General features: G+C 66.1%; 19 protein-coding genes and 1 pseudogene. 7 read left to right on the forward strand and 13 right to left on the reverse strand.

Annotated features, from left to right (window positions below; genetic code table 11):
• From VF662_RS16545 to VF662_RS16560, 4 genes are all read right to left on the reverse strand, one after another.
• Positions 1–214, reverse strand: a 214-nt coding sequence (locus VF662_RS16545) for an ATP-binding cassette domain-containing protein (RefSeq protein WP_464143052.1), incomplete at its 3' end; no start/stop codon positions are given.
• A gap of 136 nt (positions 215–350) precedes the next feature.
• On the reverse strand, positions 351–887 hold the full coding sequence (locus VF662_RS16550) for an LptA/OstA family protein (protein ID WP_464143053.1): 537 nt from the start codon (positions 885–887) through the stop codon (positions 351–353).
• Positions 888–892: 5 nt separating this feature from the next.
• Positions 893–1,531, reverse strand: a complete 639-nt coding sequence (gene lptC / locus VF662_RS16555) for an LPS export ABC transporter periplasmic protein LptC (protein WP_464143054.1) — start codon at positions 1,529–1,531, stop codon at positions 893–895.
• Positions 1,524–2,141 (reverse strand): ribonuclease D, encoded by a 618-nt coding sequence (locus tag VF662_RS16560; RefSeq protein ID WP_464143055.1) that lies wholly within the window; start codon positions 2,139–2,141, stop codon positions 1,524–1,526. Before VF662_RS16560 ends, lptC begins: the two co-directional genes overlap by 8 nt.
• Positions 2,142–2,361: 220 nt before the next feature.
• Here VF662_RS16560 and VF662_RS16565 point away from each other — a divergent pair, with 220 nt between their 5' ends.
• Positions 2,362–3,210 carry a cold-shock protein gene (locus tag VF662_RS16565; RefSeq protein ID WP_464143056.1) on the forward strand — a complete coding sequence of 283 codons (849 nt, stop codon included), beginning with the start codon at positions 2,362–2,364 and terminating at the stop codon, positions 3,208–3,210.
• A gap of 99 nt (positions 3,211–3,309) precedes the next feature.
• Here the strand turns inward: VF662_RS16565 and VF662_RS16570 are convergent, their stop codons facing one another.
• Complete coding sequence (locus VF662_RS16570; protein WP_464143057.1) at positions 3,310–3,567, reverse strand: hypothetical protein; 258 nt, start codon at positions 3,565–3,567, stop codon at positions 3,310–3,312.
• A gap of 141 nt (positions 3,568–3,708) precedes the next feature.
• Positions 3,709–5,307 (reverse strand): cisplatin damage response ATP-dependent DNA ligase, encoded by a 1,599-nt coding sequence (locus VF662_RS16575; RefSeq protein ID WP_464143058.1) that lies wholly within the window; start codon positions 5,305–5,307, stop codon positions 3,709–3,711.
• A gap of 63 nt (positions 5,308–5,370) precedes the next feature.
• Between VF662_RS16575 and VF662_RS16580 the strand changes: the two genes are divergently transcribed.
• Positions 5,371–6,213 carry a metallophosphoesterase gene (locus VF662_RS16580; RefSeq protein ID WP_464143059.1) on the forward strand — a complete coding sequence of 281 codons (843 nt, stop codon included), beginning with the start codon at positions 5,371–5,373 and terminating at the stop codon, positions 6,211–6,213.
• Here VF662_RS16580 and VF662_RS16585 read toward each other — a convergent pair.
• Positions 6,191–6,760 carry a TMEM165/GDT1 family protein gene (locus tag VF662_RS16585; RefSeq protein ID WP_464143060.1) on the reverse strand — a complete coding sequence of 190 codons (570 nt, stop codon included), beginning with the start codon at positions 6,758–6,760 and terminating at the stop codon, positions 6,191–6,193. The two genes, VF662_RS16580 and VF662_RS16585, sit on opposite strands and share 23 nt — an antisense overlap.
• Entirely contained in the window at positions 6,761–7,084 is a 324-nt protein-coding gene (locus VF662_RS16590) for a hypothetical protein (protein WP_464143061.1), read from the reverse strand.
• Between the two features lie 184 nt (positions 7,085–7,268).
• Between VF662_RS16590 and rpmG the strand changes: the two genes are divergently transcribed.
• Positions 7,269–7,436 (forward strand): 50S ribosomal protein L33, encoded by a 168-nt coding sequence (gene rpmG / locus VF662_RS16595; RefSeq protein WP_295371181.1) that lies wholly within the window; start codon positions 7,269–7,271, stop codon positions 7,434–7,436.
• Positions 7,437–7,458: 22 nt separating this feature from the next.
• Here rpmG and VF662_RS16600 read toward each other — a convergent pair whose 3' ends face one another.
• The 4 genes and pseudogenes from VF662_RS16600 to VF662_RS16615 all read right to left on the reverse strand — a co-directional run.
• Positions 7,459–7,704, reverse strand: a complete 246-nt coding sequence (locus tag VF662_RS16600) for a hypothetical protein (RefSeq protein ID WP_464143062.1) — start codon at positions 7,702–7,704, stop codon at positions 7,459–7,461.
• Complete coding sequence (locus VF662_RS16605) at positions 7,697–7,858, reverse strand: DUF4160 domain-containing protein (protein WP_464143068.1); 162 nt, start codon at positions 7,856–7,858, stop codon at positions 7,697–7,699. The genes VF662_RS16600 and VF662_RS16605 overlap by 8 nt, the downstream gene beginning before the upstream one ends.
• A 103-nt stretch (positions 7,859–7,961) precedes the next feature.
• Positions 7,962–8,198 carry a KTSC domain-containing protein gene (locus VF662_RS16610; RefSeq protein ID WP_464143069.1) on the reverse strand — a complete coding sequence of 79 codons (237 nt, stop codon included), beginning with the start codon at positions 8,196–8,198 and terminating at the stop codon, positions 7,962–7,964.
• A 15-nt stretch (positions 8,199–8,213) separates the two neighbouring features.
• A pseudogene (locus VF662_RS16615) lies at positions 8,214–8,573 on the reverse strand (response regulator); the annotation flags it as partial.
• Positions 8,574–8,589: 16 nt separating this feature from the next.
• On the opposite strand from VF662_RS16615, the gene VF662_RS16620 reads away from it, so the two are divergent.
• Genes VF662_RS16620 through VF662_RS16630 form a run of 3 tightly spaced genes read left to right on the forward strand, consistent with a single transcriptional unit; the run spans position 8,590 to position 10,258 of the window.
• Positions 8,590–8,862: a DUF3572 domain-containing protein gene (locus VF662_RS16620; protein WP_464143063.1), complete on the forward strand. Its 273-nt coding sequence runs from the start codon at positions 8,590–8,592 to the stop codon at positions 8,860–8,862.
• A complete protein-coding gene (locus tag VF662_RS16625) occupies positions 8,859–9,503 on the forward strand; it encodes an HAD family hydrolase (protein WP_464143064.1) in 645 nt (214 codons plus the stop codon). The genes VF662_RS16620 and VF662_RS16625 overlap by 4 nt, the downstream gene beginning before the upstream one ends.
• Positions 9,500–10,258 carry an SDR family NAD(P)-dependent oxidoreductase gene (locus tag VF662_RS16630; protein WP_464143065.1) on the forward strand — a complete coding sequence of 253 codons (759 nt, stop codon included), beginning with the start codon at positions 9,500–9,502 and terminating at the stop codon, positions 10,256–10,258. The genes VF662_RS16625 and VF662_RS16630 overlap by 4 nt, the downstream gene beginning before the upstream one ends.
• Here VF662_RS16630 and VF662_RS16635 read toward each other — a convergent pair.
• Positions 10,255–11,238 carry an LLM class flavin-dependent oxidoreductase gene (locus VF662_RS16635; protein ID WP_464143066.1) on the reverse strand — a complete coding sequence of 328 codons (984 nt, stop codon included), beginning with the start codon at positions 11,236–11,238 and terminating at the stop codon, positions 10,255–10,257. The two genes, VF662_RS16630 and VF662_RS16635, sit on opposite strands and share 4 nt — an antisense overlap.
• 195 nt (positions 11,239–11,433) lie before the next feature.
• On the opposite strand from VF662_RS16635, the gene VF662_RS16640 reads away from it, so the two are divergent.
• Positions 11,434–11,592 carry a hypothetical protein gene (locus VF662_RS16640; protein WP_464143067.1) on the forward strand — a complete coding sequence of 53 codons (159 nt, stop codon included), beginning with the start codon at positions 11,434–11,436 and terminating at the stop codon, positions 11,590–11,592.
• Positions 11,593–11,613: the final 21 nt, after the last annotated feature.

Below are 11,613 nucleotides of genomic sequence, written 5' to 3' on the forward strand. Positions count from 1 at the left end.
CGAGGCCCATGATCGAAGAGAAGCAGGTCGTCTTGCCGGCCCCGTTGGGCCCGAGGAGGCCGACTACCTCGCCGCGGTTCACACCCAGCGAGACGTCGTTCAGCACCGACTTTCGATCATAGGATTTGGCGATCGAGACCACCGACAGCCCGCGCGAGACCTGACCGAAGGCCGATTCGCGGTCCGTCCGGCTAATGGTGGCGCTGTCGTTCACTTAAGTCCCCTTCCCGGCATGGGAATTTAGGCGAAACCGGGCCCGGCCTCAACTGGCAAGATTCCTGCATGAGCCGGCGCTCGCGGTCGAGCCGGATTCGCCCTAGGCTGCCAAATTCGCGTGGAAGCGTTGCTTCTCAGTTGTTGCGCTGGGGAACCGTGAAGCGGCCGGTGACTCGGCCGCCGCCCTCGCTCGTTCCCGGCGCGGACCGTGCACCGCCGTCCATAACAGCCCGGCCGGTCTCGAGGTTGAGCACGAGCCGCGCACCGTTCACCTTTGATTCGCCGCGGGTGAGCGTGACGTTGCCAAGCATGGTGATAAGCCGGTTCCTGAGATCGTAGATCGCGAACTGCCCGCGGGCCGTCTCGGAAGGGCTGCGGACGGTGACGCCGCCGCTCGCGTCGATCCGCTCGATCTCGATGCCACCCGAATTCGAATAAGCGACGGTGACTCGAGACGCGTTCATAGTGAGGTCCGCCTGCTTGGCGACCACGTTGCCCGAGAAGATGGCGCGGTCGGCGCGGTCCTGCACCTCGATTCGGTCGGCAGCCACATCGACGGGCGCGCTGGTATTGTGCCCCTTCAGCGCCGAGGTTCCCTGCTGGCCGGCGGCCGGAGCACCCACGAGGATCGCGGCGGCGGCAGCGGCGGCTAAGAGGCGCAAGCTCTTCATCCCCTTCATCTGATCGCGCCCTGCTTGATATGCAAGCGTGCGCGGCCGGTCAGCACCACCTTCTTTTGCGGAAGATCGGCCTGGAGCTTGTTGGCGGAGAAGCGCCCGAGCGGCATCGTGCCCTGGACCGCGCCCCGGCTTTCCAGCTGCTGGGAGCCGAGATCGACCGCCACGTCGCGCGTCACCAGCCGATAGCCGTCCGCTGCGGCAAGCTGGATCGGCCCAAGGATGTCCACCTTCTGCGCCTCGATGTCGTAGCGCCCCCGCCCGGCGCGAAGAGTCGCCGGCCCGCTATCCAGGCCGATTTCCGCGGACATGCCCAGGATATCCACGATCTTCTGCTGCGAATTCGCCTGCACCGCCGAGGATGCGTCGACCGTGAAGGGCCGCCCCTTATTGTCCTGGCCGCGGTAGCGCGCCGATTCCACCCGCATCCGCTCCTTGGCGACATCCACCTTGTTCTTGTCGAGGATGAAGCTGATGTCGCGCCCCTTCTGGAGCGGCGCCAGCGCCAGGTAGGCGAGCAGAACGCCGATCGCCGTCGGAAGCACGATCTTCAGCAGCCGCACCAGGAAATCGTGCAACCCTCCGGGCGCGGCCCAGCCCTGCTTTCGGACCCGCTCCTTCAGAGCTGCCTCAGACATGGGCGAAGATGTCTTCCTCCGCCCAGCCGGCAAGATCGAGCAGAGCCCGGTGCGGAAGGAAATCGAAGCAGGCCTGGGCGAGCGCGGTCCGCCCCTCCCGCTCGAGCCGCTCGTCCAATTTCTCCTTCAGCGCGTGAAGATAGCGCACGTCGGACGCGGCATAGTCCTTCTGCGCGTCGCTGAGCTCAGGCGCCCCCCAGTCCGACGTCTGCTGCTGCTTCGAGATCTCCTGGGCGAGCATCTCCTTGATGAGCTCCTTCAGCCCATGCCGGTCGGTATAGGTCCGGACGAGGCGGGAGGCGGTCTTGGTGCAGTAGACCGGCGCTGCGATCACTCCGAGATAGGCCTTGATCGAGGCAATATCGAAGCGGGCGAAATGGTAGAGCTTCAGCCGCTCCGGATCGGTAAGCACCGCCTTCAGGTTCGGCGCTCCATAATCGCTCCCCTTGCGGAAGCGGACGAGATGCTCGTCGCCGCGCCCGTCGGCTATCTGGACGACGCACAGCCGGTCGCGACCGAGCTGCAGGCCCATCGTCTCGGTATCGACTGCCACCGGGCCCGGCGCAAGCACGCCTGCGGGCAGGTCTTCTTCATGGAAATGTACGCTCATTGTCCCCGCATAAGGCCAAGCAGGCGGCGCCTCAATGGTGGAGGCAAGCACGCGCGCCTGCCCCGCCCCTCACCGCTCCGGCAAAATCGCTCGCAGCCGCCGCTTTTTTTCGCTATAGGAGTCGGCAGTGTGCGCATCTTTCGCGCACGAAGCCGTTTGCGCACCAAGCCCAGCGCGGTGGTTTAGAGGCTAAAGGGGCATTGGAAGAGTATCTGAAGGCATGAGTTTCGACAGAGGGCGCCGCGGTGATCGCGGTGGGCGCGGCAGAGACAAGCGCGACGGTTTCGGCGAAGACAATTACAGCGGCGGGTTCGGTGGAGATCGCGGCGGCTTCGGCGGCGGCGGTGACCGCTTCGGCGGCGGTGGCGGCGGCTACGGCGGCGGCGGCGACCGCTTCGGCGGCGGTGGCGGCGGCTATGGCGGCGGCGGCGGCGATCGCTTCGGCGGCGGTGGCGGCGGTTATCGCGGCGGCGGTGGTGGCGGCTTCGGCGGCGGCGGCGGCGGCGGGTTCCGCGGCGGCGGCGGCGGCATGCCCCCGCAGGTCGTCGGCGAAGGCACCGGCGTGGTCAAATTTTTCAACGGGCAGAAGGGCTTCGGCTTCATCGTCCGCGATGACGGCGGCGAGGATGTGTTCGTGCACATTTCCGCGGTCGAACAGGCCGGCCTCACGGGTTTGGCCGAAGGTCAGCCGCTCGGCTTCACGCTCGTCGATCGCGGCGGCCGCATCTCCGCGACCGACCTCAAGATCGAGGGCGAGCCGATGGCGGTCCAGGAGCGGGCTCCCCGCGAGGATCGCGGCGGCCCCGGCGGCGGCTTCGGCGGCGACCGCGGCGGGCCGCAGCGCCAGCTGACCGGCGAAAAGGCCTCGGGCACCGTCAAGTTCTTCAACGCGATGAAGGGCTTCGGCTTCATCAGCCGCGACGATGGACAGCCTGACGCGTTCGTCCACATCTCGGCCGTGGAACGCGCCGGGATGGTCTCGCTGAACGAAGGCGACCGGCTCGAGTTCGAGCTGGAGGTCGACCGGCGCGGCAAGACGGCGGCGGTGAACCTGACGCCGCTTCAGTAAGCCACGGCATCAGCCAAAAAAGGAGCCCGGCCGCGAAAGCGCGCCGGGCTCTTTTGTTTGGCCCGGACCAGTTCAGCCGGCCTTGATTGTTGAGTCCTCTCAGGCTGCGTCGTGGAACAGGTGCTGGCGCTGCAGGCCCCTGGTCACCATGCCGGCGCCCCGGGTAGTCGCCTCGGCGAGCGGCAGCGCCGTCGAGCAGAAGCCGCATTCGGCCGACACCCGGCCCACATACCAATGCGTGCGTCCGCATCCCGGGCAGTGATTGACCTGATTTTCCCGGTAGACCACGCAATAGCCGCGGTGCGAGGGATCGTGGGCGAAGCTTTCGCCGGGATTCTGTGCGATTGACCTCAACATACAAGCTACCTTCTCGACATTGCCCGCCGATGCTCAGTGAATCGACGATTCAAGCCGTGCCTGTGGATAACTTGCCTGTCACCTCCCCAAAAAGACGGCGTTCCAAAAGGATACGGCGGCCTTTGAAGTGTTAAGCGCAGCCTAGCTGACCATCCGCCGAAGCGTCTCGATGCGGTCCGCCTCGTGCGCAGGCTTGTCGCGGCGGATCCGCGAGACGCGCGGGAAGCGCATCGCTAGGCCGGACTTGTGCCGCTTGCTCTCGTGGATCGAATCGAATGCGACCTCCAGCACCAGGCTCTTCTCCACCTCGCGCACCGGCCCGAAGCGCTGGACCGTGTTGTTTCGAACGAACCGGTCGAGCCACATCAATTCCTCGTCGGTAAAACCGAAATAGGCTTTGCCGACCGGGAGCAATTCCTCCTCCTCCGTCCAGCAGCCGAACGTGTAGTCGGAATAATAGCTGGAGCGCTTGCCGCTGCCGCGCGCCGCGTACATCAGCACGCAATCGGCGGTCAGCGGATCGCGCTTCCACTTGTACCAGAGGCCGACGCGGCGGCCGGGCACGTAAGGGCTGTCGCGGCGCTTCAGCATCACCCCCTCGATCGACGCGTCGCGGGCGCCGGCGCGGATCTCCTCGAGCTGTTCGAACGTGGATGCCTCGATAAGCGCGGAGAGGTCGAAGTGTGCGGGGTCGAGCGTCGGCACGAACCTTTCGAGCCGTGCCCTCCGCTCCGACCAGGGAAGCGCCCGCAGATCCTCCGTGCCGTCGAGCAGGATGTCGTAGAGCCGGACGAACGCCGGATAGTCGCTGAGCATCTTCGCCGAGACGATCTTGCGCCCGAGCCGCTGCTGGAGGGCGTTGAAGCTCGCTGCCGCACCGCCATGCTGCTCCGCGCCCTGAAATTCGCCGCGCACGAGCAGCTCGCCGTCAACCACGCCCTCACGGTCGAACGCCTCCGCCACCTCAGGGAAGCTGCGTGTGATGTCGTCGCCGGCGCGGCTGTAAAGGCGCGTCTCGCCGCCCACCCGCACGATCTGGACGCGGATCCCGTCCCACTTCCATTCGGCCGCGTAATCCTCGAGCGACACGCGCATATCCTCGAGCCCATGGGCGAGCATGAAGGGGCGGAACACCGGCACGTTCTGCGCGGTCGGCTGCTCTCCCCTCCCCTCGGCCCAGTCGAATAGGGGCTGATAGGGCGGCCCGATGCCATGCCACACCTCCTCGACCGCATCGACATCGAGCCCGAACGCTTCCGCCAACGCAAGCTTGGCAAGGCGGGCCGAGACACCGATGCGCAGCTCCCCGGTGGCAAGCTTCAGAAGGGCATAGCGGCCGCTTGCGTCCAGATGGTCGAGCATCCGCGCCAGCGCCTGCGGCGCCTCGGAACGCCCAAGCCCCGCCAGCCGCTCCACCACTCTGGAGATGCGCAGCGTCCCGTCGTCGATTTCGGGCGGCTGCTCCAGCGCCTTCGGCCAGAGCAGGGCCACGGTCTCGGCAAGATCGCCAACATAATCCCAGCTCATGTAGAAGAGCGTCGGGTCCACCCGCTCCTCGGTGATCGCGCGGATCGCGGCGGACTTCACCGCCGGCAGGTTGAGCTCGCCGGTGAGCGCGGCCAGCGCGTAGCCGCGATCAGGGTCCGGCGTCCGCTTCAGATAGTCGCCCATCAGCTTCAGCTTGGCGTTCCGGGAGCGGGTGTAGACGAGCCCGTCAAGCAGCTGGGAGAAGTCGCGCATCGGGCAAGAACGTTTTTCCTCTGGACAGCGCTTCATCCGCCAGCGGAGGGGAAAGCTCAAGCCATGACCCTCCGCCGACTGCTCTCCTTCCTCTCTGCGATCGCATTGATTCTCCTGATCTGGGGCTACGCGACAGCATTGCGCGACCCGGCGGTGCGGCGTGCGCGTATCGGTCTCGCGGATTGGCCCGGGGGTGCGGCGCCGGTGCGGGCATTGGTCCTCTCGGACATTCACGTCGCCGGACCGGACATGCCTCCGGAGCGGCTGTCGAGGATCGTCAGACAGATCAACGCGCTCCGCCCGGACCTGGTGCTGATCGCAGGCGACTTCGTCAACGACAGGCCGGTCTCAACCCGCATCTATTCGACCGAGCAATCGATCGCTCCGCTCGCCGGCCTCCGCCCGCGTCTCCGCACAGTGGCAGTGCTCGGGAACCACGATCACTGGCGGAAGGACAAGGAAGTCGCCGCGGCGCTTCGGGCGGCCGGGATCCTCGTCCTCGACAACGATGCAGCAGCGATCGGGCCGCTGTCGGTGGGCGGCCTCGACGATGCCTTCACCGAGCATGACGACCTCAAGAGGACGATGGCGAGGATGCGAGCGCTTCCGGGCGCCAGGATCCTGCTCAGCCACAGCCCGGATCCGTTCGCCAAGCTCCCGACTGACATCGGCCTGATGGCCTCGGGGCACACGCATTGCGGACAGATCTCGCTGCCGCTGATCGGCCCCGTCAGCACCTATTCCGATTACGGCAACCGCTACGCCTGCGGCCTCATCCGGGAGCAGGGCAAGGTGCTCGTGGTCGGCGCCGGCATCGGCGCAAGCATCCTCCCGCTCCGGCTCGGTGCACCGCCGGACATGTGGCTGCTTGAGCTTGGGCCGGTCAGGTCAGGCGGAGCGCGTTGATCGCGACGATGAACCCTGCGAGCAGGAACAAGGCACCGATGCCGATGCGGATCGGCTTCAGGGGGATGGCCGCCTGTGTCCGCTCCGCAAGGTAGGCGACGGGCGCGTTCGCGGCGATGATCCCGGCGGCCCCGCCGGCCGCCGCGAACGCCAGCGCATTATATTGAGCCGCCAGCGCAGCCGTCAGGAACTGCGTCTTATCGCCGAATTCGAGCAGGAAGAAGCATGCGGCGGTCGTCAGGAAGGGTCCCGTCTTCCAGGTGGAGCCCATGTCGCTCTCGTCCTTCTGCCGGAAGAAGGCGCCGACGCCGGCAAGCACCAGCGCAATCGCAACGAGCAGGGATATGGCGCGCAGAGTGATGAAGCCGTGCACCAGCACTCCGCCCGCCGCGGCCAGCACGCTGTTGGCGAGAGCTCCGACGGCCACTCCGAGAAGCACCGGCAGCGGCCGCCGGTAGCGGACCGCCAGCCCAAGCACGAGAAGCTGGGTCTTGTCGCCCACCTCGGCCAGCAAAGCGGCGAGGAAGGTCGTTAGGAGCGCGTCCACTCAGGCGAGACGGACGGAAATCGAAGCGATCATCGCCTCGCTTGCGGCCTCGTCGAGGCGCTCACAGCCGATCGCGTCCTGCAGCCGGTCGAGGTAGAGCCCCGTGGGACAGGCGCCGGCGGAGCGGTCCTGGGCGGCGCGCTCGAGCGCTTCGGCGAGGCGTACTACGGGCGTCAGGCCGTAAGCGGCGGCGAGGCGGCGGATGCCCACCACCGATTCATGGAAATTGCGCGACGAGTGGCGCGCGGAGCAAAGCTGCAACGTTCGCAGCCGGTCGCAAAGCTCGGCCCGCACCACGTTCATTCCGTCCTCACCAGCCCGCATGTTCCCGCTCCCGCCATTCCGGCATTGAGGAGCATGCGCCGATATGGTTACCGGCAGGTTAAAGCCCGCCCAGGAGGCGGAACGTCTTGACAGGAGGAGCCGCAATCGGCAGAGGCGGCGCACATATGAGCGGCGGCGACGCCGCTTTTATTTTTCGCGAAACCCGAATTTGGAAGAGGCTGCCATGGCCAAGCCAGCAACCGTCAAGATCAAGCTCGTTAGCACCGCCGACACCGGCTTCTTCTACGTCACCAAGAAGAATCCCCGGAACATCACCGAGAAGATGACCTTCCGGAAGTACGACCCGGTTGTCCGCAAGCACGTCGATTTCAAGGAAGCCAAGATCAAGTAAGCCGTTCAGGCTGCCGGTCGGCTTAGAAGTCCTTTTTCCTCCATTCTCCGGTTAAGGCTCGGGCCGGAAAGCTCGAGTCCGTTCCGCCAGGCAAGCGCCCCTGCCTAATGAAGGCACGACCGAAATAGGCACGGTCCGTCAGCGGCCGTGTCAGCACGGTGTCGAGCGCGATGAGCTCCGCGGCTGACCAACGTCCTGCGGAACCGTCGCTGAAGCGCAGATCCAGGGCCCGGTCGCCCGCGATGCTTACCGACACCAGCTTAATCATCGAGATCCGCCCCAGGTATCATTTCCATCGGCAAGAGCGCCTCACCACGTTCCCAGTTTGCCACGAGCTCCGGCTGATGGTCCAGCGCCCATTGCCGCACGATCCGGGCTGCTTTCTTCGGGAGGTTCCCCTGAAGTATCTCTCCAGTCGCGATTTCGACGAACGCTAGCTGGCATGAAAATGCGGCGGCGGGTGATCGTCATGATACATTCGGATTACGATGCCGAAGAAGATGGAGATGATCGGCACGGCTGAGTTCAGTCCCCTCCAGGCCGAAAGCGGCGCCTGCTGTCGTCCATCTCGCACCGATAGTGCGGCTTGATCTCCGTGTTGACGAAGGTTCCGATCGACGGGGCGGCGAGAAGCGTCTCGTAGACATGCCTCGGCACACCGAAGTAGCTGTAGCGATCGCCGCCTCTGTACCAGATGTCGAGCTGGGCACCTTCGCTGGCATATTCCACGCGGTCGACGGCGCTGGATTCCACCTTCGGCATGTCTTCGCGCTCCTTCAGCAGAGCCGCAACTCCGTCCACGAACCGGATCAGCGAGATCGGCTTCGAGACGTAGCCTTCCGCGCCGGCATCCCTGATCCGCTCCTCGTCGCCGCGGGCGGCGTAGGCGGTTACCGCCATGATCGGGATCGCCTTTAGCTCCTCGTCCGCCTTCAGCTGCTCGATCAGCTCAAGGCCGGTGATGTGCGGCATCTGGATGTCCATGACGATGAGATCGGGCGCGAAGCCGCGCGCGCGGTCCACCGCCTCGCGTCCGTCGCGTACCGGCTCGGCTTCGTAGCCGTGCGCGCGCAGGAGGTCGCAAAACAGCTTCAGGTTGAGCTCGTTGTCCTCGACAACCAGGATTTTTTGTCCCACGCGCCCCTCCTAAGGCATGAAGATTCAGAGCACAAACGAGGAAGACGCGGAGCAATTGGCGCTTGGCGCGCTCGGCTGGACGCTGAGCGAGCAGGCCCGGGCCGAGCGGCTGCTCGGGCTCACCGGCCTCACGCCCGACGACCTCCGGTCCCGCCTCGGGGAACCCTCGCTGCTCGCCGAGATCCTGCGCTTCCTTGAGGCGCATGAGCCGGACCTCGTCGCCTGCGCCGACGCGCTGGACGTGAAGCCGGAGCGGCTGGTCGATGCGCGGCGGAGGCTCGAGCAATGACGCGCCCGCTCCTGATCAGCGACTGCGACGAGGTGCTGCTGCACATGGTCGGCCATTTCGCCGAATGGATCGAGGAGGCGCACGGGCTCCGCTTCTCGCTGCAGGAGCCGGGCTTCGCCAATGCGGTGCGGTACATCGACAGCGGCGATCCGGTGCCGGCCGACAAGGTCTGGCCCCTTCTGGACGGTTTCTTCGACAGCGAGATGCACCGCCAGAATATCGTCCCCGGCGCGGCGGAGGCGCTGACTGCAATCGGAGAGCGGGCCGACATCGTCATCCTCACGAATATCGGCGACGAATATCATGCCAGCCGCGTCGACCAGCTGGAGGCGGTCGGCATCAGCCACCGGGTCCTCTGCAACCGCGGCGGCAAGGGGCGGCCGGTCGTGGAGCTGATCGAGGAGTTCCGCCCAAGCGTCGCGGTGTTCGTGGACGATCTGCCGGTTCATCACGAATCGGTGGCGAAGCACGCACCCGACGTGTGGCGGCTTCACCTGATCGCGGAGCCGCGGCTTGCGGCGCATGTCCCGCCCTCTCCGCACGCCCACGCGCGCATCGACGGCTGGGACGAAGCACGGAATTGGATCATGGAGCGGTTCGACAGGGGGCCGGCTCCCGCCATGACGAAGGAAGAGCAATGAGCGGAACCATATTCATCACTGGTGCGACCGCGGGGATCGGCGCCGCATCGGCCCGGCGCTTCGCGGCCGCGGGCTGGAAGGTGATCGGAACCGGCCGCCGCCGCGAGCGGCTCGAGGCTCTCGCATCCGAACTTGGGCCGGAGCGTCTCCACCCCCTCGTGCTCGACATGCGGGACGTGGACGCTATCGGCGCCGCAGTGGCGGGCCTTCCGGCCGCCTTTGCGGATGTGGACGTCCTCCTGAACAACGCCGGCCTGGCGCCGCCCATGGAGCCGCAGCAGGAGGCGGATCTCGAGGCGTCCCGTCAGGTGATCGACACCAATATCACCGGGCTCGTGGCGGTCACGCGCGCCCTTCTCCCGCGGATCATCAAGCGGAAAGGTGCGGTGCTGAACCTCAGCTCGGTCGCAGCCACCTACCCCTATCGCGGCGGCGCCGTCTATGCCGGCACCAAGGCGTTCGTCCGCCAGTTCTCCCTCGACTTGCGCTGCGATATGCACGGCACCGGCGTCCGCGTAACCTCGATCGAGCCCGGCATGGCCGAGACCGAATTCACGATCGTCCGCACCGGCGGGGACAAAGCCGCGTCCGACGCTCTTTACGCCAACATGAACCCGATGACCGCGGATGACCTGGCCGATACACTGTTCTGGATCGCAACGCTGCCGCCGCACCTCAACATCAACACCATCGAGCTAATGCCGGTCAGCCAATCCTTCGCCGGCTTCCAGATCGCTCGAAACGAGCAGCCTTAGGCGAAGCAGCCGGCGAGGAGCTCGTAGGAGCGCAGCCGCGCTTCGTGGTCGAATATCTGCGAGGTAACCATCAGTTCGTCGGCGCCGGTGCGATCGACGAAATGCTCGACCGCCGCCTTCACCGTCGCCGGCGACCCGATCGCGGAGCAGGACAGGAGCTGATCGAGCAGCGCCCGCTGCGGATAGGGCAGACACTGGAGATAGCCCTCCTGCGGCGGCTTCAGCCGGCCGGGGTTGCCGGTGCGGAGCGCCACGAACGCCTGCTGGACTGATGTGGCGAGGAGCTCCGCCTCCTCGTCCGTATTGGCCGCGAAGACATTGAAGCCGAGCATTACATAAGGCTCGGCCAGCTGCTCGGTGGGCTGGAAGCTGCTTCGATAGACACCGATCGCCTCCATCATCTGCTGCGGCGCGAAGTGCGACGCGAAGGCGTAAGGCAGGCCCAGCGTCGCCGCCAGCTGCGCGCCGAACAGGCTCGAGCCCAGGATCCACACCGGGATGCCGAGCCCCTCGCCCGGGATCGCCCGCACGGGCTGCCCCGGCTCGGGCGGCTTGAAATATCCCATCAGCTCGACGACGTCCCGCGGGAACTGGTTGGCGTCGGAGGTGAGGTTTCGGCGCATCGCATAAGCGGCTGCCTGATCCGTGCCCGGCGCCCGGCCGAGCCCGAGACCGACCCGCCCCGGATAGAGCGATTCGAGCGTGCCGAACTGCTCCGCTATCTGGAGCGGCGAATGGTTCGGAAGCATTATCCCGCCGGCCCCGATCCTGATGGTGGAAGTGCCCTCCCCCACATAGCCGAGCGCGACCGACGTCGCGGCGCTGGCGATGCCCGGCATCGAATGATGCTCCGCCATCCAGAAGCGGTTGAAGCCCAGCCGCTCCGCATGCCGCGCAAGCGAGCGCGCGTTGCGGAAGGCCTGCGCCGCGTCGCCGCCTTCGACAATCGGCGCGAGGTCGAGAACTGATAATGGTACCATGAGCGCGGATATGGGGGCTGACCGGCGCTGGACCAGTCGAGCTTCATCAGCAGCAACTTAGCGTCTGCTTCGATCTGTGTGGCCGTAACAATCAATTTAGCCGATCAAGCCGCAGCCTCTAAGGGGATCTCGCCCAGGAGGAGCGTCGGCACGAGCCGGTGCACCCTGGCATTTTCTTATGTGGGGGACTTTTCGATGACGGCTGACGATGCGCGGCAATTCTGCCATTTGATCGCACGCTTGGTGGACGGGGTGGAAAGCCTCGCCAATCATGTTGCGGCCGGGGATCTGGAGCTGACGCGGCTTCACAACATTCGCCACGATGCCCTCATGATGCTGGCAAGGCTGAGCTAGCGGCGGCGCCGGCTCATTGCA

Source organism: Allosphingosinicella sp. (assembly GCF_036387215.1).
GTDB lineage: Bacteria > Pseudomonadota > Alphaproteobacteria > Sphingomonadales > Sphingomonadaceae > Allosphingosinicella.

Coding starts and splice junctions, on each gene's coding strand:
- VF662_RS16550 (WP_464143053.1), bottom strand. CDS start 887: ATGAAGAGCTTGCGCCTCTTAGCCGCCGCTGCCGCCGCCGCGATCCTC.
- lptC (WP_464143054.1), bottom strand. CDS start 1,531: ATGTCTGAGGCAGCTCTGAAGGAGCGGGTCCGAAAGCAGGGCTGGGCC.
- VF662_RS16560 (WP_464143055.1), bottom strand. CDS start 2,141: ATGAGCGTACATTTCCATGAAGAAGACCTGCCCGCAGGCGTGCTTGCG.
- VF662_RS16565 (WP_464143056.1), top strand. CDS start 2,362: ATGAGTTTCGACAGAGGGCGCCGCGGTGATCGCGGTGGGCGCGGCAGA.
- VF662_RS16570 (WP_464143057.1), bottom strand. CDS start 3,567: ATGTTGAGGTCAATCGCACAGAATCCCGGCGAAAGCTTCGCCCACGAT.
- VF662_RS16575 (WP_464143058.1), bottom strand. CDS start 5,307: ATGCGCGACTTCTCCCAGCTGCTTGACGGGCTCGTCTACACCCGCTCC.
- VF662_RS16580 (WP_464143059.1), top strand. CDS start 5,371: ATGACCCTCCGCCGACTGCTCTCCTTCCTCTCTGCGATCGCATTGATT.
- VF662_RS16590 (WP_464143061.1), bottom strand. CDS start 7,084: ATGCGGGCTGGTGAGGACGGAATGAACGTGGTGCGGGCCGAGCTTTGC.
- rpmG (WP_295371181.1), top strand. CDS start 7,269: ATGGCCAAGCCAGCAACCGTCAAGATCAAGCTCGTTAGCACCGCCGAC.
- VF662_RS16600 (WP_464143062.1), bottom strand. CDS start 7,704: ATGATTAAGCTGGTGTCGGTAAGCATCGCGGGCGACCGGGCCCTGGAT.
- VF662_RS16610 (WP_464143069.1), bottom strand. CDS start 8,198: ATGCCGAAGGTGGAATCCAGCGCCGTCGACCGCGTGGAATATGCCAGC.
- VF662_RS16620 (WP_464143063.1), top strand. CDS start 8,590: ATGAAGATTCAGAGCACAAACGAGGAAGACGCGGAGCAATTGGCGCTT.
- VF662_RS16625 (WP_464143064.1), top strand. CDS start 8,859: ATGACGCGCCCGCTCCTGATCAGCGACTGCGACGAGGTGCTGCTGCAC.
- VF662_RS16630 (WP_464143065.1), top strand. CDS start 9,500: ATGAGCGGAACCATATTCATCACTGGTGCGACCGCGGGGATCGGCGCC.
- VF662_RS16635 (WP_464143066.1), bottom strand. CDS start 11,238: ATGGTACCATTATCAGTTCTCGACCTCGCGCCGATTGTCGAAGGCGGC.
- VF662_RS16640 (WP_464143067.1), top strand. CDS start 11,434: ATGACGGCTGACGATGCGCGGCAATTCTGCCATTTGATCGCACGCTTG.